Consider the following 20,331-nt stretch of genomic DNA (forward strand, 5'->3'; position numbering starts at 1 on the left):
TCCCTATAAGAATAGAAGGATCGGCTTAAGAAAAAGCATGCACGAATCTAAAGTTTTTCTTAAAACGGCGTGGGATCGGTTTGAGGCTCGCTGCTTGGCAAACGCACTTCGAACGAAGTCCGCACGACGTCGCTTTGCGCGGAAATCTTGCCTTTATGACGCTCCACGATATTTTTGGCGATAAAAAGCCCCAGTCCCGTACCGCCGCCCTGATGGTTCTGCACCCGCGCGCGATCTCCGGTGTAGAACATCTCGAACAGATGCGGCAGCTCGTTTTCCGGAATCGAATTGCCGTAGTTGGTTACGCTCACGACCGCTTCTCGTCCTTCGATCCGGCAGGCGATATCGATAAGCTGACCGTCTTGTCCGTAGCGTGCCGCATTCATCAGCAGATTCTCGAATACCCGCGCCAGCAGTTCGCCGTCGCCTTGTATGATCACGTCCGGCTGGATGTCGGTCCGGGCGGTCAGGCCGTTTTGCTCGAACACCGGATACAGCTCTTCGTTCATCTGCACCAGCAGCTCGCCGAGATCCAGCGTCTGCGTATCGATCGTCAGCATGCCGTAGTTCATCCGCGTAATCTCGAACAGCTCGTCGACCAGCCGCTCCAGCCTTTTGGACTTGGTGAACGCGATGGTGGTGTAATGCTTGATTTGCTCCTGCGTCAGCTCGTCGCTGCGCAAAATGACGTCCAGGTAACCCAGCACCGACGTCAGCGGCGTGCGCAGATCGTGGGCGAGATTCAGTACGAGCTGATCTTTGCTGCTTTCGGCGAAGTCGCCGCGCTCCACGGCTTTCTTGAGCTTTTCGCCCGCCGCGTTCATGTCCGCCGCGATGCTGCCGAACTCGTCGTTGGATTCGATCCGCACCTTGCCCTCGAAGTCGCCGTTCGCGAGCCGATGAATCCCCGTCGAAATTTCGCGGAAATAACGGGAGTACGGCTTGGTCAGGAGAAAGAAAAACAAAATCGCCAGCGGCACGAAAAAGACCAGGAAAAAATTCAGGTCGCCGACATCGCGGATAAAACGCCGAAAATTCGCCATGGGGTCGCCGACTTTGGCATTTTCCACGTAATAAACCTGAAGCGCTTTGTAGACCGCGTAGGTGACGCCGCCGGACAACAGCATGCTCAAGCCCAGCAGCAGGATCATGCGCATGCGGAAACTGCTGGTCAGCCTAGCCATTGAACGCGTACCCGACGCCCCAGACGGTCTTGATCCATTTATTCTTCTCGACGTCTTCGCCCAGCTTGCGGCGCAGCGTGCGGATATGCACCATCACCGTATTGCCGCTCTCGAAATAATCGTCGCCCCAGACATGACGGAAAATATTTTCGGCGCTGAACACTTTTTTCGGATGGCCGGCGAGCAGATAGAGGATATCGAACTCTTTCGGCGTCAACTCGACCACGTTGCCGTACACCTTCACTTCGCGCTGTTCCGGATCGATCGTCAGACCGTTCGCCTCCAGCACGGAGCTGCGTTTTTCCGGCACGTTGAGCTGCGTGGAGCGGCGAATCTGCGCGTTCACCCGGGCAACCAGCTCCATCGGATTGAACGGCTTGGTCATGTAATCGTCCGCGCCGATCACCAGCCCCGTGATTTTATCGAGATCCGACGTTTTGGCGCTGAGAAAAATAATCGGCATCCGGTGCTGCTCCCGGATCTGCCGCGTCACCTCGTACCCGTCCATATGCGGCATCATGATATCCAAAATGACCAGATCGATCGATTGCGACTGCGCGATCCGCACGGCTTCCCTCCCGTCCTGCGTCGTCAGCGTCCGGTAACCTTCCTTTTCCAAATGCAGCGCGACCAGGTCGGCGATTTCTTTCTCGTCGTCCGCGATCAGGATTGTGGCACCTTTCATGGCGTGTTCGTCCTCCTCTCGAATCATAAAAAAATAGAACCCGATCCCCGACTACGCGGTTACGGATTCTATTTTACGCGGAAACCGCGAATGTACCAAAGAAAGCTCGAGCAGCGAAACGAAAAACAGGAAGATTATCGGTCGCGTTCCGACGTTACAACCGTTTGAACGTTCGCCACATTCCTTCTTCTCGCATGTTCGGCCGAGACAAATGTTTTCTCATAAAAGCAAGCATATCGGCATTGTCTCCTTCTACGAAGAATATGCCGTTCTCAAATGTAGGATCATGCAGAAAACGCCGGAATGATTCCGCCATCAGCGCGATTCCTCTTCCTTTTCGACGGTAAGACGCATGGACGAACATCGATTTGAATACGATCGTGTTCGCGTCCAAAGGCTCCACGATCATCCAACCGACGATGCGTTCGCCGTCGCGCAGCAGCAGGCTTCGCTCATCATCCGTGTCTGATCCGTCCATCAGAGGGGACAAGATAGACGGATACCAGTTTTCCTCGCCGGACTGAATATAAGCGTGCTGCTCGGCGGTCAAAGCCGACCATGGCTCTACATGCAGTCCCCGCGGCAACGGCATGCGCCGTACCCACGGCATTTCTTCGAACAACGCCAGCTTGCCGCTCCATACGGCCACGCCGAGCACGGGCGGAGCGAATCCGACAGCTTGAAGAAAAAGGCCGACTTCGCCCGATTCTTCGCACGAAGCCATGTACTCGACCGCCAGAATGCCGATGCCGTTGGATTTCAGCAGATTTCCCAAGCCTGCGAGGATACGCCGCCCGACACCTTCTCGACGGTACTCTTCGACCACGACCAGCGATACGACATGCGCCGTTTCTTCGCCCGCTGCCCGGCGTACGATCGCCAGCCCGATCGGACGTTCCTGCTCCCATGCGCCCACAGCCAAGCAATCGTGTGGAAGTTCGGGCACGATACTGCGTGCTTCGGGAAGCACGCAGTTCATCCAAACCTCCGGCAGCACGTTTTGAAAGGCCTCTAATTTCATGACTTAAGGTCCTTCGGGACCGGCCGCGATATAGAGCGCTGTCTCAGGAGGAATATTGTTGGCGTAATCGCTATAATTGTTTAAGACGACTTTGAACTTACTGCCCGGAGGCAGGGTACCCGTATTACTCAGCCAGGAAGGGCTGATGGTCAGCACCAACTTGTTTCCGTCCAATTCATAGGAAATGATGTTGCCGGTACCGGTGAGCGATTGGTCGTTTCCGTTCCCGAAGAATCCCGTAGAAGAATAAGAAACGGCGTAAGAGCCTCCTAATGTCGATGCAAGCATCTTCTCCGTACTCGAAAGCGTCAGTTTTCCGTCGGCATACGTGCCTCCCGTCCAGGCCGGTGCTTGATGATCCTCCCGGACCGGAACCTCGACCTCCGAGATTTTCGAAGTGCCGTCCGTCAGCGTGAATTTCAGCACAGCCGTCGCATTGTCCGGCAAGCTGTTTTGCGAAACAACGACCTGGCTGTTATTCGATACCACGTTGATTTCAGTCGAAGTGGACGTAACGGTCAATACTCGGCCGGTATCTTGTTGAAGGTCGGAATCCGCATAAATTCGGAATCCTTTTGCGCTCGAATCATAACCGACAAAAGCTTCTTGATTTCCGTTCGATACCCGAACGTAATTCAGAATGCTGCGTTTGGTATATTGATAGGTCGCTTCGCCGTTTTCCAACGCGTCGTCGTTTATTTTCACGTTATCGTCGTCACTTGTGAAGGTATTATTCAAAACGAACTCGGCGTTTGGCACGATCGTCATCGTCAGTTCCGGATTTTTCGCCAGGTTGAACGCTTCGATCGCTTGCTTCAGCGTACTGACGGAGGCGTTTATCTGGGACTGCGTGGAATTCGATCCGCCGTACACGACTTGAGCCGATTGAACGGCCGAACTCAACAAACCATGTTTGTCCGGAACGACTTGACCCGGTTTATAGCCGGACGTCGTATTCGCAAGCACCGAGGAAGCGATATTGATTTCGGCAAGCAGATCCGTTTTGTTAATCGCGATTTTGGACTGATTAAATAGTTCGATCTCTTGAGATAAAGCGATTCGCGCATTTTTGACGGAATCTTTGGTCGCGTTCGAATCATCGGCGATCGTTTTCGCATCCTGTATTTTTGCGGCAAACAGAATTTTGGCTCCGGCCGGCACGTTGCCTTCGGCTTCGCCTTCGACCGCGTTATCCAACAGCGATTGCGCTTCGACGATTTTCTGATTCAGCAGCTGCTTGCTGACGCCGAAGATCGCTTGTTCAAAATCGGACGTCGCCGTATCGAGCGAGTCGGCAGCCTGATCGATTCCGGCTTGACCCGCTTGCGTATCGTTCAACACGCTTTTAGCCGCAAGGATCGCCAGCTCGAACTGTTCGAACGCCTCCTGCGGAGCTTGTCCTTCTTCGCTGCCGATCGTCGTAATACCGATAAGAAGCTCGGCGTCGTTCACTTTGGACTGAAGCACCGCTTTGTCGATCAGCGGAGCCTCCGAAGCTTTTACCGTAAACGCGAAGTCTTTGGTTCCTACCGCGCTTCCCTTGGTCAGCGTAGCTTTCAGCGTAACCGGCGTATCGCTCGACCCGTACACGGAGCGCGTCACCGTGCCGTTTGAAGACAAAACGTCTTCTTTATCGGAAACCCATGAGATGGTCGAACCTTGCATGCCTACAAGCGGAAGAATAATCGAATGTCTCACGTTGTCTGCCGTATCGCCGTCGATAAATCCGATCATCAAATTGGACAAATCTTGTTCGACGGCAAGCACGTTGGGATCGGTCGGTTGAGTGATCACCGGATCGGAAGGAGTTGATGCCGGTGCGGAAACCGGCGTCGAAACCGGAATCGGAGTAAGAGGAAGCACCGTACCCGTCGACGTTACGGCTTGCTTGATCCGCGAACCGGCTTGCGACAGGTTCGCGATGACCGTGCTCGGCGTCGTACTCGCCGGAATCACGATACGGTTGATCTGAACGTTGGGTCCGATCGTGACTTTGGCGTTCGCGTTCGTGATGCGAATTTCATCGAAATTCGCGGTTCCGGTCAAATCGAGCTCCCCGGTATTGTCGATCTGAAGCTGACCGATTTTAGCGTTCAGCTCGATATTCGACGCCGATTTTTGCAGTTTGATCGTCGAAATCGAAGAGCCGTTCACGGCAAGCTGATTTCCCGAAAGCGTCAAGACGCTTGAAGAAGGCAGACCGGAGGCATTGAGTTTCAGTTTTTGCGCGGCGGTACCCGAAGCGACAATCTCCAATTCGCCGATATCGTTCACGCTGTGACGCGCCGATTTGAATTTCAGGACAGCGCCTTCCAGAGCTTGAATATTGTCGTCGGCGAGCAGAAGCTGCTTGAGAGACGGCGTGACAAGAAGCGGTTTATTGTCGATCATGATCGTATCGCCGCTTACTGACGTTACGATTGCCGTCATTTCTTTTTCCGGGAAGATATTGACAAGGAACGGAGCGATATCCGCGCGGGTTACGTTGCCTTTGAGGTTGAGGTTCGTAAACGAAGATTCGACCAACCCGAGACGCGCGGCGGATTCGATCGAATTGCGGGCCCAATCGCTAACAGGTCCGATCGCGGTCGTATCGATCGACAGGCCGCCCGAAACATTTTGTCCGTTTATAGCGCGAACCAGTACGGAAGCCATCTCTTCCCGGGAAACGAACGCTTGCGGACGGAAGTTCGATCCGCTTCCGGTCATCAATCCCGCTTGTCGCGCGGCTTCGATATAAGGCAAGCTCCAGCTTGCGGAATTCACGTCTTTGAATGAAGAGGAGGAAATATTCGAGACCGGCAGATTTAACGCTTTGACCAGCAAAATCGCAAATTCCTGACGGGTCAACGCTTGCTGCGGTCTATATTCGTTATTTGGAAAGCCCGTAATCAATCCGAGACGGGCCGCTTCGCGAATCGCCTCCGTTTGTTCCGGTGAAATGCCTTTCAAGTCAGTAAACGGCGTTTCCGCATTCGGCACCGCCGCCGCGAATGCAGATGTCGTGCCTAATCCAGTTGTTGCCGTCAAAAAGGCGCTCGCAATCAGCCAGGCTTTCCAATTGTTTTCCATTAAGTAGTCTCCTCTAATTATGTCGGATGTTATACACTTTACACATCGGTAAGAGGGTAAGGCGATATAATAAAAAAATCAAATTTTTAATTTTTTTTATTGATTTTGATCTTTTTCGAACCGCTCCGGCCGAAACGCCGTCTGCCACGGCTCCGCCTGGCGGCCTTCGGCCAAGTCCGCGACCAACTTCGCGGTCGCCGGACTGAGCAGGATCCCGTTTCGGTAATGGCCCGCCGCGAAGATGATTCGCTCCGCGCGTTCCAGCCGCCCGATCAGCGGGCGGCCGTCGAGCGTCGCCGGGCGCAGCCCGGCCCAGCGGCGGAACGGCTGCGCCTGCCCGAGCGCGGGCAGCACCCGCTTGTTCCAGCGCAGCAGGCGCGCGATGCCGCGCTCCGTCACGCTGCTGTCGAAGCCCGCGACGTCTTCGGACGCGCCGCAAACCAACGTCCCGTTCGCTTTTTGCACCAGATAGCCCTGGCTGCCGAAGATCATGTGCCGCACCGGCACATGATCTTGCTCTCCGGCGCCCCATTCGTAGGCGCAGATCTGCCCGCGTATCGGCTGCACGGGCAGGCGAAGACCCAGACGGCCGGACAATTTCCCGGCCCAAGCCCCGGTGCAGATCACGAGCCGATCCGCGCGGAATACGGCTTCGCAAGGTCGGCTCGTCCCGTTCTCCGCAGCCGGATCGACGCCTCCGAGCGTTCGATCCTTCCCGCTATCCGCTCTCCGGGCAATCTTTGCCGGACTCTCGGCGTCAAGCCCGCCTTTCCCGCGCACTTCCACCCCGCGTTCCCACTCCGTCGGCTCAAGTTCCCCGAGCCGTTCGCGCACGACAACCCCCGCCTTCAAGCAGGCGGCTTTAAGCGCTTCGACGAAGTCCGGCGCGTAAATATGGCTCTCCTCCGGCGTGCGCAGCGCCGCCACAACTTCGCGCGACAGCCCCGGCTCCGCCGCGAACAGCTCCGCGCCGCGCAGAATCTCGCCGCTCGAACCGTGTTTCCGCTGCCAGCGCAGCCGACTTTCCAGCGCAAGCAGATCCGCTTCGTGGTAAGCGGCGTACAGGCTCCCGCACTCCGTATACTCGAAGTCCATGCCGGACAGCTCCCTGACCCTGCGCTGCCACTGCGGATACAGCTCCAGGCTTTCCCGGCACAGCCGGAAAAATTCGTCCGGATATTCCGGATTCTCCGAATACGGCGCCAGCATCCCCGCCGCCGCGCCGGAAGCTTGCCCGCCGCATTCCCCGGCTTCCAGTACGGTCACTTCCGCGCCGCGCAGCCGCAGTTCCAGCGCGCAGGACAATCCGATGATCCCGCCGCCCAGCACGATAAAAGACTCCTTCATGCGTCCATCCCCCTTTCAAACTTTCGGCCGCTTCACCGATCTTTTGTCCGAAGTTTCCTGCCCTTCCGATCACTTCACTTTTAACGCGTCAAACCCGCTGCTCGCCGACGCATATCTCTTTTTGCCCATCCGCCCCGACAGATACGCGAGTCTTCCGCCTTCGATCGCCAGCTTCATCGCGAGCGCCATGCCGACGGGGTCCTGCGCTTTGGCGACGGGGGTATTCATCAAGATGGCGGCCGCGCCCAGTTCCATCGCCAGTGCCGCATCGCTGGCCGTGCCCAGTCCCGCATCGACGATCACCGGCACGTTCGCTTCTTCGACGATCAGGCCGATATTGTACGGATTGAGAATGCCCAGTCCCGTGCCGATCGGCGCGCCGCCGGGCATGATCGCCGCTGCTCCTGCTTCTTCCAGCTTCCGGCAGATCACGGGATCGTCCGAGATATACGGCAGGACCGTGAAGCCTTCTTTCACCAAAATCTCCGTTGCGCGCAGCGTCTCGATCGGATCGGGCAGCAGCGTGCGCTCGTCGGCGCTGATCTCGACCTTGATCCAATCGCTAAGACCGGATGCCCGCGCCAGCCTCGCGATGCGTACCGCTTCTTCCGCCGTGCGCGAACCCGACGTGTTGGGCAAAAAGCGAAACTTCCCCGGTTCCAAATGCTGAAGGATCGAATCGTCTTCCGCAGACTCCAGATCCACCCGCCGGATCGCGAACGTCAGTACTTCCGCGCCCGAGACGGCGATCGCTTCGTTTTGCACGAACGGATTCGGAAACAGCCCCGTGCCGAGGAAAAAGCGCGAAGCCATTTCCGCGTTTCCGATCCGCCACGTGTCCTCTGTCGTTCCGGCGGCAGCATGACTTGCCCTTACATCGTTTCTTTTTTCGAAATCCATGTTCTTCAACCTCCTCCCACAAAATGAACCAACTCGATCTTCATTCCGCTTTCCACTTGCGTCTCTGCCCATTTTTCCGACGCGACGACTTCACCGTTCACTTCGGCCACGACCGGACGGCCGCCGAGGCCGAGCAGCTCCACGACATCCGCCAGCGTATCGGCATCCAGCTCTTTCCGGCTGCCGTTGATCGTCAATTCCGCCATCTGCTATGCACGCTCCTTCCGCTCCAGCCTGTCGATAAACGCCCGGCACGCGCCGGCGGGATCTTCGCTGCCGACGATCTCGCTGATCGCGCACAGTCTCGTTGCCCCCGCCTCAATCACTTCGTCCGCGTTGCCAAGCTTGATCCCGCCGATCGCCACGAACGGAATGCTAATCCGCCGTGATACCTCGCGGATATAATCCAGCCCTACCGGAGCCACGACATCGAGCTTCGTCCGCGTGGCGTACACCGGTCCGGCGCCGATATAATCGGCACCCTGCTCCTGGGCCGCCAATGCTTCTTCGATCGCGTGCGTGGAGATCCCGATGATCTTGCTGCCCACGATCCGCCGCGCTTCGGCCAGAGGCAGATCGCCCTGCCCCAGATGAATCCCGTCCGCGTCGACTTCAAGCGCCAATTCGACATGGTCGTTCACGATAAAAGGAATGTCGTATCGCCGGGTCAGCTCCCGCAGCGCTTTCGCTTTGCGCAGCAGTTCTTCTTTCCCGCTATGCTTATCCCGGAATTGAATAATATCCGCGCCGCCCAAAATCGCCTGCTCCATCACTTCCGCCAGTCCGCGACCCGGATGAAAATTCTCTCCCGTGATGGCGTACAATCTAAAGTCTTTCATTGCGAATTCGCTCCTTCATGTCGTTTTCGAATGACGCAACTTGACCGTCCTCGGCCATTGCCCGTCATGTCGTTCGCTCTCGCCGGACCTCCCGACCTTCGTCAGTTCCCGATATACCTCGCATACAGGCTTCTGGCGCGAACCGGATCGTCCGTTCCTTGCACCAGCACCCGTCCGTCTTCGAACAGCACCAACCGTCCGCCTTCGGCCAGTTCGGCGCGGATCAAATACGGATTGGCTTTGACCGTTCGGGTTGCCGGAGCGAGCTTTTCCGCCCAAATGGCGAGGTCGAACGGCGCATGTCCGGCGATCTGGATCGACTCCCTTCCGCACAGCGACAGCAGCGTCTCTTCTTCGCGCCGGAGCGCCGGATACGTTTTCAGGCCGCAGCAGGGACAATCCGGCTTTGCCGGAACCGGCTTCAACTCGTGCAGGCGATTATTCCATACGTCGAACGACAGCAGCGTCTCCCGCCGCGATTCCCTGTCTCCGACCAGCCATTTGAGCGCTTCGACCGACTGGTACGACGCGACGATATCGACGACGGGCGAGATCACGCCTACCGTATCGCACGTTTCCCCGCCGGAGTCGGCAGACGGGATCAAGCAGCGCAGGCACGGCGTGCTTCCGGGAACGAATACGGCGCTCATTCCCCGCGAACCGACCGCGCCGCCGTAGATAAACGGAATTCCGGCGCTGTAACAGGCATCGTTCAACAGGAAACGGGTTTGAAAATTATCGGTGCCGTCCAGCACCAGGTCCATTCCCTTCAGCAGACTTTCCGCGTTGCCCGGCGTGACGTCGGCGAATACTTTTTCCAGCGTCACGTCCGAATTGATCTTCTTCAATTTGTTCTCGGACGCCACCACTTTAGGGAGAGACTGCGCGGCATCGTCTTCGTCGTACAGCATCTGCCGCTGCAAATTGCTGCTTTCCACGTAATCCCGGTCGATCAGACGGACCCGGCCGACTCCCGCTCTCACCATATGGCTCGCCAGCACCGTGCCGAGCGCACCCATGCCCACGATGCAAACTGCGCCGTTCGCAAGCTTGCTCTGACCTTCGTCTCCGATCGGAGCGAATAACACTTGTCTCGAATAACGGTCTTCTTGTTCGGTCATCGCTTTTCTCCTTGTTTCCAGATGCCCGCTTTTCCCTACGAGTATGCAAAAAAGCCATTCGAGAATATACGAATGGCTTGAACAATTCGAATGGGATTCTCTACGCCAGCATTACCTGGATCAGATTAACGGTCCGAAAGCACAAGGCTCCCATCTCAGCCGGACTTCATCCAGCACCCGCATTCTTATTCGGTTATAAGATCAGGATAACGAACAATACGGAAAATGGCAACGAAACGGCTAAATTTCCCTACAAGCGGAGCCTTGGAGAAGGCGCTTGCCGACTTTCCTGTTTACTCCAGTCACCTAGCGGTTTATGTAGTGAATACCGCAAAAATACGCAGATTAAGTCTAATAATTCCTGCTTTCTAATCACCTCCCCTAAAAACTCGCGTTTATTATCTAAAATTCGTGGTAATCTGACATTAACCTATTTTTTATTGAACATTTATGTATCCGAGGTGCCGCTATGCTTAAAACGAGTTATGCCGACGTGATGGAGATTTTATCCGAAAAATTGTATGCTTCTGCCGCCCAAATCGTCGATACGGCCAGTAAAGCGATTCCGGCCAATACGTTTTGCATTGCGCTCAGCGACGAAGCGGAGACCAAAGTCCTGAACACGATCAATCGCAGCGCCGTGATTTTACAAGAGGGATTGGTGATCGATCATACGGATTCCTACTGTCATCTCGTGACCGAGAACGGCCCGGAACCGCTCATTATCGATAACAATCTCACCCATCCTCTCACCCGCGATATGGACGTTACGCCGTTCGTCGGGGGTTGTTCGTTTATGGGAGTCACGATCAAAACAAGCGACGGGAAGATCTTCGGCTCCTTATGCGCCTTTGATGATAAGTTTTACACGTACACGCTGCACGATGTCGAAATGCTGACTTCGTTGGCCGCCTTTTTCGAAAATATGCTGGATTTGGAGCGTACGCATCGACTTTGGCGCGCCGCCGAGGAGGAGAGACTGAAAACGCTGGAGCAAAAGTCCAATCTGCTCGCTATTCTCAGTCATGAAATCCGGACGCCGATGAATGCGATTCTGAACGTGGGCGAGATGCTTCAATCGACCGTTCTGACCGATACGCAGCAGCAATACCTGCATCTGATCCACTCCAGCGGCAGTTCCCTCATGACCCTACTGAATCAAATTCTCGACTATTCCAAACTGGATTCCGGCAAAATGGACGTCTCGCGCGAGCCTTTTTCCCTGCGCGGCTGTCTGATTGATCTTACTCAGTTATTCCGCACCGAAGCCCATCGTAAAGGGATCGAGCTGCATGAGATTATTCCGATGAACATGCCGGACCTATGGATCGGGGACGAGAACAAAATCCGTCAAATTCTAGTCAATCTGTTGTCCAACGCATTAAAGTTTACCGATTCGGGCGAAGTTCGGATCGAAGCTTACGTCTCTTCGGGCAGCGAACAAGAACGGACGGATAAACGCAAGCCAAAACAGGGCAGCGAAGATGAAGCTTACCTGACATTTGCCGTAACCGATACCGGAAAAGGAATCTCCGCGGATAAGCAGCCCATGCTGTTTCAGGCTTTCACCCAGCTGCACACCGCCAATTACGTGAACCGGTATGGCGGAACCGGCCTCGGTTTATCCATCTGCAAACAGCTCGTCGAGCTGATGGACGGGAGGCTGAGGTTGGAATATTCATCCGGAACAGGCAGCCGATTTGTGTTCAGTTTGCCCATGACCCTTCCCGAAGCTTCCTGGGGAGATTGAAAAAAGGCTTTTCGCGATTCGGCGAAAAGCCTTTTTTCATATTCCAATAGAAACGTTTCACTTTATATCCAAATATGAAACTATTGAGATAGGACTTTCAACTCAAGTTAAAAGTCCTTATTTTTGTCGAATTTTCGTCGAAAACTCTTTAGAAATTTCAAATTTTACCGATATAACTAGCACAAACCTTGATAAGGAGCCATCGAATTGTGCGCAAAAAATTACGTGTAAAATTGAAGCTGGGTACGAAAATAAATTTGATGTTCCTCGTGTTCATGATTTTGTTCTCTGGAATCGTCGGTCTTTTGGTCCAGCAACAAGTCAGCAAGGGAATCAAAGCGTTCGCGGTCGAAAAGGCAAAAGGCGATTTGGCGTTGGCCTACCGCTACATCGACAGCGCCAATCCGGGCGATTGGATCGTAACCGACGGCAAATTGTACAAAGGCGCGACCCTGATGAACGATAACTTCGATCTGGTGGACTCCATCGGCGCGGACAGCGGCGGCACGGTCACGGTTTTCCAGGGCGACACGCGAATCGCGACCAACGTTCAGGTAGACGGGAAACGCGCGGTGGGCACGAAAGTATCCGATACGGTGAAACAAGCGGTTCTGGATCGCGGCGAACTGTATACGGGCGAAGCCAACGTCGCAGGAAATACATATCAATCCGCCTACATGCCGATTCTCGGCGCAGACGGCCAAGTGATCGGTATTTTTTACGTCGGCGCTCCGCAGAGCATTATCGAGAAGATTTTGTCCGACTTTTTCACCTTGTTCATTATCGTGTTGGCAGGCGTCCTGATCGTATCGACGACAGCCGTATTGCTGTTCACGCGCCGGATCAGAAAACGTCTCGGAGCCGTGGCGGCTTCGCTTAAGCTGGCCGGCGAAGGGGATTTCACGCACCCTGTAGCCGACCATTCCGGCGATGAGTTGACTACGCTCGCGAACAGCTTCAACGATATGACGGACAATCTTCGCAAGCTGTTCAACGAAGTCGTCGACACTTCGCAGCAGGTGGCCGCTTCCTCCGAAGAGCTGTCTGCAAGCGCGGAACAGAGCAGTTTGGCTACGGAAACGATTGCAATGTCCATTCAAGATGTCGCGCAGGGCGCCGAACAATCGTCACACCGTCTGAATGACAGCACGGCCGCTCTGGATGAAGTGGTAACCGGCGTTCGTTCCATCTCCGACAATGCGACAACTGTGCTGGACGTCAGCAATCAGACCATCCGCAAAGCTTCGGAAGGCGATCGCCTGGTCGACGAGACCGTAGTTCAGATTCAAGAGATTGACCGCTCCGTTCATGAAAGCGGCAAAGTCATTCAACTGCTGGACGGTCGTTCGAAAGAAATCGAAGAAATCTCGCAATTTATTTCGTCGATTGCCTCGCAAACCAATCTGCTCGCTTTAAACGCAGCGATTGAAGCAGCCAGAGCCGGCGAACATGGCAGAGGCTTTGCCGTCGTGGCAGACGAAGTTCGGAAGCTGGCCGAGCAATCCCAACAATCTTCCGCTCAAATCTCGGGACTGATCCATGAGATTCAAAACGATATGGAGCGTTCCAACCAATCGATCGAGCAAGTCGGCACGGAAGTCCAAGCCGGACTTGAAGCAGTCAGACGTACGCAAACCAACTTCAAAGAAATTCTGGAGCTGATGACTACGCTCACCACCCGGGTAGATCGGATGTCTTCGGCTACCCAAAACGTATCCTTCCGTGTACAAAATGCCTCCTCTAACCTATCAGGCATTCTGCATATTGCCGGCGATACATCGGATCATTCGCAAAACGTGGCTGCCGCCGCCCAGCAGCAGCTCGCTTCGATGGAAGAGGTCTCTTCCTCCTCGACCGCGCTGTCCCATCTGGCGGACAATTTGCATCGCGTAGTCGGCACTTTCAAGATCTGATGGTCTTTTTGATGCTCTACCGTGATTTTGAACTCCCGTATTGATTCCGGGAGTTCTCAGGCTGTCGAGAAAGTCGCTTCGACGCAGGAAGCGGGAAGACTCCGAGAGAAATTCGTTCAATCCGCTGTCTCACTTAGAAAATTGGAATGAACTTTAAAATGTAGTTTTCTAAGTTCAAAGGCGTCTTTCACTGAATTTCTCTCTCCGTCTTCTCGCTTCCAGTTACGTCGAATTTTCTCGACACATTGCAAACTCCCGGATTAATTCCGGGAGTTCTTTTATTTTCTTCTCCTACTTATCTGAATTTTTTTATGAAAATACATACGTATGCAGATAGGGATTTGAAAGGTTTTCGTTGACAATGGAATACGTTAGTCGATATATTAAATGAAGTTGATAATCATTATCACATCGAATGATATCCGTTTTGTTGCATTTTTATTCATTTCGGATGAAAAGAATGACCAAATATGCTCACGATTTAGAGAGGGGAACATCATGAACGCTAAAAGAAAGTTTTCGCTGCTTAGCATTATCTCGTTGATCCTGATCCTTGCACTTGTCGGCTGCGGCGCGGCAAACACCGCTTCGACCGACACGGCGGCTTCGACCAATTCGGCTGCAACCGAAACGGCACCTGCCGCAGATACGAACACGACGGAAGCTGGAGATGCTGAAGAACCGGCTGCCGAAGCAGACGCGACCGAATATCCGCTTACGATCAAGACGGCACTGGGTGAAGCCGTTCTGGAGAAAAAGCCGGAGCGTATCGTCACGATCCAATGGGGCAACCAGGACGTTGCACTCGCACTGGGCGTAGTGCCGGACGGCTTCTCCGCTGCCAACTTCGGCGTGAGCGAAGAAGACAACGGCCTGCTGCCTTGGACGAAAGCGAAACTTGACGAACTGGGCGCAACGACTCCTAACGTCTTCCAAGACACGGACGGCCTGGACTTCGAAGCGATTTCCGACGCGAACCCGGACGTGATCCTGGCCGCTTACTCGGGCATCACGCAGGAGGACTACGACACCCTGAGCGAAATCGCTCCGGTCGTGGCTTACCCGACGTCCCCTTGGACAACCAAATGGCGCGAACAAATTCAATTGACTGCCGAAGGCATGGGCATGAAGGCCGAAGGCGAACAATTGATCACCGATACGGAAAACCTGATCAGCGAGAAGTTCGATGCTTACCCGCAGCTCAAAGACAAAAAGATCGCTTGGGTAAACTTCTCCGCGGACGACCTGTCCAAGCTGCACATCTACACGCCGGTCGATACCCGCGTATCGTTCCTGGAAGAGATGGGCCTGACTTATCCGGAAAGCATCACTTCGCTGATCACGGACCCGACCAGTTACTCGCTGGAACTGAGTGCCGAAAACGCTCAAGCGCTGAACGATGTCGACATCATTGTCGGCTACGGCGACGACGCGCTGTACGAAGCGCTTAAAGCCGATCCGCTGATCGGCAAAATTCCGGCAATCGAAAGAGGTTCCGTAGCGTTCATCGCGGCGGACACTCCGCTCGTTGCGGCCGGAACGCCGACTCCGCTGTCGATCGCTTACACGATCGACGACTACATGACATTGCTCGGCGCTGCTGCCGACAAAGTGCAATAAGACCGATGAGCAATGTCACGGTCTCGAACGGTCGACGTCCGAGTCCGCACATTCCGAAGCATTTCTATACGGTACTGATCGTAAGCCTGATTTTGCTGGGGACGAGTATACTCGCTTCTCTGGCATTCGGCTCGCGGTCAGTGCCGTTTCATGATTTGATCAACGGTTTGTTTCGCCCCGAGGTCGATACCTACGAGGCGAACATCATTCGCAAACGGATCTCCCGTACGGTATTCAGCTTGTTCTGCGGAGCGGCACTCGGCGTATCCGGCTCGCTGATGCAAGCCGTGACCCGCAATCCGATCGCCGATCCGAGCATCCTCGGCGTAAACACGGGAGCCTCGTTGTTCGTGGTGTGCGGCATGGCCTTTTTCGGTATGACAACGGCAAGTCAATATATCTGGCTGGCAATGCTGGGTGCCGGACTTACCTCGATATTCGTATTCGGCATCGGATCGCTCGGGCGCGGCGGCGCGACGCCGATCAAGCTCGTACTGGCCGGAGCGGCGACCAGCGCGGCCCTCTCTTCGCTGGTGACCGCCATCCTGATTCCCCGATCGCATGTCATGGACCAGTTCCGGTTCTGGCAGGTCGGCAGCGTAGGCGCGGGAACATGGGGCAGCGTGACGACTTTCATTCCGTTCCTGCTTGTCGGATTGTTAATCGGTTTCCTGACCTCGCCGGCGCTCAACGCCTTGGCCCTCGGGGACGAAGCCGCCAAAGGGTTGGGCGTGAAGACGGGAACGCTGCGCCTGATCGCGGCTCTCGCAGGCGTCGTCTTGTGCGGAGCCGCAACCGCGTTGGCCGGGCCGATCGGATTTATCGGCCTGTTGGCCACGCATCTGGTTCGGCTTCTGGTAGGCGCGGATCTGCGCTTCGTCATTCCGCTGTCGGCCGTGGCCGGCGCAGTCATTCTCACCGTATCGGATATTGCCGGACGATTGATCGGCAGTCCGGGCGAGCTTGAGGTCGGCGTGGTGACCGCCTTCGTCGGAGCTCCCATTCTTATTATTCTCGCTATGCGGGCAAAGGTGCGTTCCCTATGACCATGACAACTTCTCGTCCCGATAACGTTTCCTCTTCCGTCGCCTTCATTCGTGCAGGACGTCGCCATCGGCAGCGCCGCTGGATGCTGGTCACCGGCACCATGGCTTTGCTTGCCGCGGCACTCTGCTGCGCCATGCTCATTCTCGGCAACACGATCTACCCGCTCGATCAGGTGCTGCGCGCTTTATTCGGCGAGCAGATCAAGGGCGTGTCCTTCGCCGTCAGCACGCTTCGCCTGCCGCGCATGCTGGCCGGATTGTTTGCCGGTTTCGCTTTCGGCATCGCCGGATACACTTTCCAGACGCTGCTGCGCAATCCGCTTGCCAATCCCAACGTCATCGGGATCACATCGGGTTCCAGCGCCGCCGCGGTATTCTGTTTGACGGTCCTGCAAGCCGGCAACGCGTTTACTTCGGTCGCGGCCGTGGTCGCAGGATTGCTTACCGTTGTCGTGATCTACATCCTGTCCCGCGGCAAAATCTTCTCGATCGGCCGCCTGATTCTGATCGGGATCGGGATTCAGGCCATGCTCGATGCGGTCATCTCTTACCTGCTGCTGATCAGCTCGGAAAAAGACGTCCCGACCGCCATTCAATGGTTGTCCGGCAGCCTGAACGGCTCCAAAATGAACGAGCTGCCGCCTCTCGTCCTCATCGTGTTAATCTTCACGCCGATCCTGATGATCCTGGGCAAGCATCTGCACGTTTTGGAGCTGGGCGAACAATCGGCTTCCTCGCTCGGAGTCAGCACGGACAAAACCCGGATCGCCCTGATCGTGGCGGCGGTATTCATTGTCGCCATCGCGACCGCGACCACGGGGCCGATCGCCTTTGTTTCTTTTCTCGCCGGGCCGATCGCCAAGCGGCTGGTCGGAAACGGTTCGTATAACCTGATTCCGGCCGGTCTGGTCGGCATCAACCTCGTGCTCGCCGCCGACCTGGTGGGACAGTTCGCTTTCGTAACCCGATTTCCCGTAGGGGTCATTACCGGCTTGCTCGGAGCGCCGTATCTGATCTTTCTGTTGATCCGCATGAACCGGAAAGGAGAATTGTGATGAAGCCTAACCATACGTTCACAGCCGAGCAGGTCGTTGCCGGTTACGAAAATAAAACCGTCATTAACGGCGTGGACCTGACCATTCCGAGCAATCGAATCAGCGTTATCGTCGGCTCCAACGGCTGCGGCAAGTCCACGCTGCTCAAAGCGCTGGCACGACTGATCAAGCCGACCTCCGGCAGCATCATGCTGGACGGCAAGCCGATATCGCGCTACCCGTCCAAGCAGCTGGCACGAATCGTCGGCCTCCTGCCGCAGTCCCCGATCGTGCCCGAAGGCATTTCAGTCGCCGATCTGGTCGGACGCGGACGCTTCCCGCACCAATCGCTGCTCGGCGGCTGGTCGAAAAAGGATTACGAAGCCGTGGCCGAGGCGATGGACATGATGGACATTACCGAATTCGCCAACCATAACATCGACGAGTTGTCCGGCGGCCAGCGCCAACGCGTTTGGATCGCCATGGCGATCGCCCAGCAGACCGATATCCTGTTCCTAGACGAACCGACGACGTTCCTCGATATCACGTATCAAATCGAGATTCTGGACCTGCTGACCGACCTGAACCGCAAGCACGGTACGACGATCGTCATGGTCCTCCATGACATCAACCTGTCCGCGCGCTACGCCGACCACATCTTCGCCCTGCAAGAAGGCCGCTTGGTCGCCGAAGGCAATCCGACCGAAGTCATCACCAGCGAACGGGTCAAAGACGTATTCGGCCTGGACTGCGCCGTCATCCCCGACCCGGTCTCCGGCTCTCCGATGATCGTCCCGAAAGGCCGATACCATGCAAGCTAAGATCTTGTGACCCTAACTTGATTGCTTACCCAAACCAAAAAGGCCGCCATTTCCGGCAACCTTCAATAGGTCGAGAAAGCCTAGCGTAGCTGGAAGCTAGAAGACGCAGAAAGAAATTCAGTGAAAGACGCCTTTGAACTTGGAAAACTTCCATTCAAATTTCGTTCCAGTTTTCCAAGTGGGACAGCGTATTGAACGAATTTCTTTCGCAGTATTCTCGCTTCCCGCACCTACGTAACTTTCTCGACACGTATGAAGGCTGCCGTTACCGGCAGCCTTTTTCACCCCTCACACCCTTGTCTCCACTAGCGTCCGATACTCCCCGAACCACTTTTCCCAATTATCCTTACGCGATTCTATCGTTCGTCCGTCCATAAGGGCTTCGATGACATCCAGGCACACATGCCAACCGGCAAGGTCTTTCGGCGTGTGCGAAGTCACCTGGCGCATCGTTTCGACCAATACAAGCCGGCTTCCGTAAGCTTTGGGAGACAATTCGAATCGGATCCGATCTTCTCCCCACGTGTATTCCAGCACGGAACGTTCCTTGAAGCCGACGATTCGCAGTTCTTCAAATGTGCCATCCTGCATATCAAAACGGATGGTTCCGCCCAAATTAAGGTTTTTGACCTGCAATTCGGGGAACCATTTCTTCAAATGCTCGTTGTCCGTCAGATACGTCCAGGCTTGCTCGGCGGGGTGTGTCAGGCGACGTTCGAATCGGGCTTTATATCCGTCTCCGCTTGATTCGATTACGGCTAGCATCGCGTATCTCCTCCTCGTCATTCATTCTAAGAAATGGAACGGGTTTACAGTTCTATATTACCGAACCCAACGCTTTCCGCCAAGCTTGCGAGCAAGGATTGATTCCGCTCTAGGTTAAACTTTTTCTCCTTATGCAAAAAGGCGAACGGAGGCTTGCTTCCCCCGTCGCCTTTCTTTTGCTTTTCTTATGATTTTCCTGAATGCCTCTTACTGCCCGGCTTCGATCTCTCCCAAAAACGCCCGAAGTTCCTTGGCGATTTCCGGCGAATTTTTATGGTGCAGATAATGCCCGCCGTTCATCCCCACCATCTTGCCGTACTCGGCATGCGCAGCCTGCTCTTGATGCAGCTCGGTCCAAGACGCCACCTCGGCATCTTCTTGGTTCACGAACAAAATCAGCGGCAGCGCGGCGGAGAATTTCGCGTCGGCTTCCCGCGCGGCGCGGAAGTTTTCCGAAATATGGCGCATCTCGTTCATCAGGGTCGGGTTATTGCCTACGCGATTCGTGATCATGCGAATCTGCCGGCTCATTTCTGCGTCGTAACCGAGTTTTTCATAGGGATCTCCGCCCAACTTGGTCAGCAGCCTCATCATGCCGGATTCGCGCAAAAAAGTGAACAAGCCTTCCGGCAGTTCCGTATCCATGCCGCCCTGCTTGGGCACGCTCGTATCGATCCCCGCGAAAGCGATGATCTCGTCCGGGTAACGCTGCGCATACTCGATGCCGTACAGCCCTGCGATCGAATGTCCCATCAGCACGTAACGGTCTACGCCCAATTGCCCAAGCGCCTCGTGAACTTCTTCGACGATATTCGCCGTTGTGCGTTCTTTGTCGGTCTCGTCGCTTAACCCGTAGCCGAAAGGTTCCACCGCGATCACGCGATAATCGGACTCCAGCTCGCGGATCAGCAGCTCGAAATCGCGTGCCGGAACCGCCGTTCCGTAGCCGGGGAGCAGCACGATCGTTTCTTCGCCTTCTCCCCGGATCAGCACGTTCATCTTCTTGCCGTCCACCGCTACCGTTTGGCCGTACGGCTGGATTTTGCTTGCTTCCGAACGCGTCGCGATTTGATCTACGGCAAATACGGCAATGAAGAACAAGGCAATGACTCCGACGATAATGCCCAAGGTCCCCAGTAAGACGCGCGGCCATTTTTTCTTCTTTTTATGAAGGGTGTCGACGGTATGTTGAATTTTGTCCATGCCGGTCTCT

At 55.3% G+C, this 20,331-nt stretch carries 17 protein-coding genes and 1 riboswitch; of the genes, 6 read left to right on the forward strand and 11 right to left on the reverse strand.

Features of this window, described 5'->3' with window-relative positions:
• Window positions 1-59: 59 nt before the first annotated feature.
• The 9 genes from HRQ63_RS19255 to HRQ63_RS19295 form a co-directional block, all read right to left on the reverse strand.
• Window positions 60-1,184 (reverse strand): sensor histidine kinase, encoded by a 1,125-nt coding sequence (locus HRQ63_RS19255; RefSeq protein ID WP_172246783.1) that lies wholly within the window; start codon window positions 1,182-1,184, stop codon window positions 60-62.
• On the reverse strand, window positions 1,177-1,869 hold the full coding sequence (locus HRQ63_RS19260; protein WP_172246785.1) for a response regulator transcription factor: 693 nt from the start codon (window positions 1,867-1,869) through the stop codon (window positions 1,177-1,179). Before HRQ63_RS19260 ends, HRQ63_RS19255 begins: the two co-directional genes overlap by 8 nt.
• Window positions 1,870-2,023: 154 nt before the next feature.
• Window positions 2,024-2,890: a GNAT family N-acetyltransferase gene (locus HRQ63_RS19265; protein WP_172246787.1), complete on the reverse strand. Its 867-nt coding sequence runs from the start codon at window positions 2,888-2,890 to the stop codon at window positions 2,024-2,026.
• Window positions 2,891-2,893: 3 nt separating this feature from the next.
• Window positions 2,894-5,962, reverse strand: coding sequence for an S-layer homology domain-containing protein (locus HRQ63_RS19270; RefSeq protein WP_172246789.1), 3,069 nt, complete (start codon window positions 5,960-5,962; stop codon window positions 2,894-2,896).
• Window positions 5,963-6,058: 96 nt separating this feature from the next.
• A complete protein-coding gene (locus HRQ63_RS19275; RefSeq protein WP_172246791.1) occupies window positions 6,059-7,309 on the reverse strand; it encodes an FAD-dependent oxidoreductase in 1,251 nt (416 codons plus the stop codon).
• A 69-nt stretch (window positions 7,310-7,378) separates the two neighbouring features.
• Window positions 7,379-8,209, reverse strand: coding sequence for a thiazole synthase (locus tag HRQ63_RS19280; RefSeq protein WP_268239521.1), 831 nt, complete (start codon window positions 8,207-8,209; stop codon window positions 7,379-7,381).
• A 5-nt stretch (window positions 8,210-8,214) separates the two neighbouring features.
• The gene (gene thiS, locus HRQ63_RS19285; protein ID WP_172246793.1) at window positions 8,215-8,415 is read right to left on the reverse strand and encodes a sulfur carrier protein ThiS; all 201 of its coding nucleotides are present in this window, start codon (window positions 8,413-8,415) and stop codon (window positions 8,215-8,217) included.
• 3 nt (window positions 8,416-8,418) lie between these two features.
• Window positions 8,419-9,048 carry a thiamine phosphate synthase gene (gene thiE, locus HRQ63_RS19290; RefSeq protein WP_172246795.1) on the reverse strand — a complete coding sequence of 210 codons (630 nt, stop codon included), beginning with the start codon at window positions 9,046-9,048 and terminating at the stop codon, window positions 8,419-8,421.
• A 101-nt stretch (window positions 9,049-9,149) separates the two neighbouring features.
• Entirely contained in the window at window positions 9,150-10,169 is a 1,020-nt protein-coding gene (locus tag HRQ63_RS19295; RefSeq protein ID WP_172246797.1) for a ThiF family adenylyltransferase, read from the reverse strand.
• Window positions 10,170-10,249: 80 nt separating this feature from the next.
• Window positions 10,250-10,360: riboswitch (TPP riboswitch) on the reverse strand.
• A 278-nt stretch (window positions 10,361-10,638) separates the two neighbouring features.
• On the opposite strand from HRQ63_RS19295, the gene HRQ63_RS19300 reads away from it, so the two are divergent.
• The 6 genes from HRQ63_RS19300 to HRQ63_RS19325 all read left to right on the forward strand — a co-directional run bounded on the left by HRQ63_RS19300 (window position 10,639) and on the right by HRQ63_RS19325 (window position 18,353).
• Window positions 10,639-11,919 (forward strand): sensor histidine kinase, encoded by a 1,281-nt coding sequence (locus HRQ63_RS19300; RefSeq protein ID WP_172246799.1) that lies wholly within the window; start codon window positions 10,639-10,641, stop codon window positions 11,917-11,919.
• 209 nt (window positions 11,920-12,128) lie between these two features.
• Window positions 12,129-13,832 carry a methyl-accepting chemotaxis protein gene (locus HRQ63_RS19305; RefSeq protein WP_172246800.1) on the forward strand — a complete coding sequence of 568 codons (1,704 nt, stop codon included), beginning with the start codon at window positions 12,129-12,131 and terminating at the stop codon, window positions 13,830-13,832.
• A gap of 498 nt (window positions 13,833-14,330) precedes the next feature.
• Window positions 14,331-15,452: an iron-siderophore ABC transporter substrate-binding protein gene (locus tag HRQ63_RS19310; RefSeq protein WP_172246802.1), complete on the forward strand. Its 1,122-nt coding sequence runs from the start codon at window positions 14,331-14,333 to the stop codon at window positions 15,450-15,452.
• A 5-nt stretch (window positions 15,453-15,457) separates the two neighbouring features.
• Entirely contained in the window at window positions 15,458-16,498 is a 1,041-nt protein-coding gene (locus HRQ63_RS19315) for a FecCD family ABC transporter permease (protein ID WP_172246803.1), read from the forward strand.
• On the forward strand, window positions 16,495-17,553 hold the full coding sequence (locus tag HRQ63_RS19320) for a FecCD family ABC transporter permease (protein ID WP_229714300.1): 1,059 nt from the start codon (window positions 16,495-16,497) through the stop codon (window positions 17,551-17,553). Before HRQ63_RS19315 ends, HRQ63_RS19320 begins: the two co-directional genes overlap by 4 nt.
• Window positions 17,553-18,353 (forward strand): ABC transporter ATP-binding protein, encoded by an 801-nt coding sequence (locus tag HRQ63_RS19325; RefSeq protein ID WP_172246804.1) that lies wholly within the window; start codon window positions 17,553-17,555, stop codon window positions 18,351-18,353. Before HRQ63_RS19320 ends, HRQ63_RS19325 begins: the two co-directional genes overlap by 1 nt.
• 288 nt (window positions 18,354-18,641) lie before the next feature.
• Here the strand turns inward: HRQ63_RS19325 and HRQ63_RS19330 are convergent, their stop codons facing one another.
• Both HRQ63_RS19330 and HRQ63_RS19335 read right to left on the reverse strand, forming a co-directional pair.
• Window positions 18,642-19,118: an SRPBCC family protein gene (locus HRQ63_RS19330; protein ID WP_172246805.1), complete on the reverse strand. Its 477-nt coding sequence runs from the start codon at window positions 19,116-19,118 to the stop codon at window positions 18,642-18,644.
• Between the two features lie 207 nt (window positions 19,119-19,325).
• Window positions 19,326-20,321, reverse strand: coding sequence for an alpha/beta hydrolase (locus HRQ63_RS19335; protein WP_172246806.1), 996 nt, complete (start codon window positions 20,319-20,321; stop codon window positions 19,326-19,328).
• Between the last annotated feature and the right edge of the window lie 10 nt (window positions 20,322-20,331).

It is taken from the genome of Saccharibacillus endophyticus (assembly GCF_013185185.1).
Taxonomy (GTDB): domain Bacteria; phylum Bacillota; class Bacilli; order Paenibacillales; family Paenibacillaceae; genus Saccharibacillus; species Saccharibacillus endophyticus.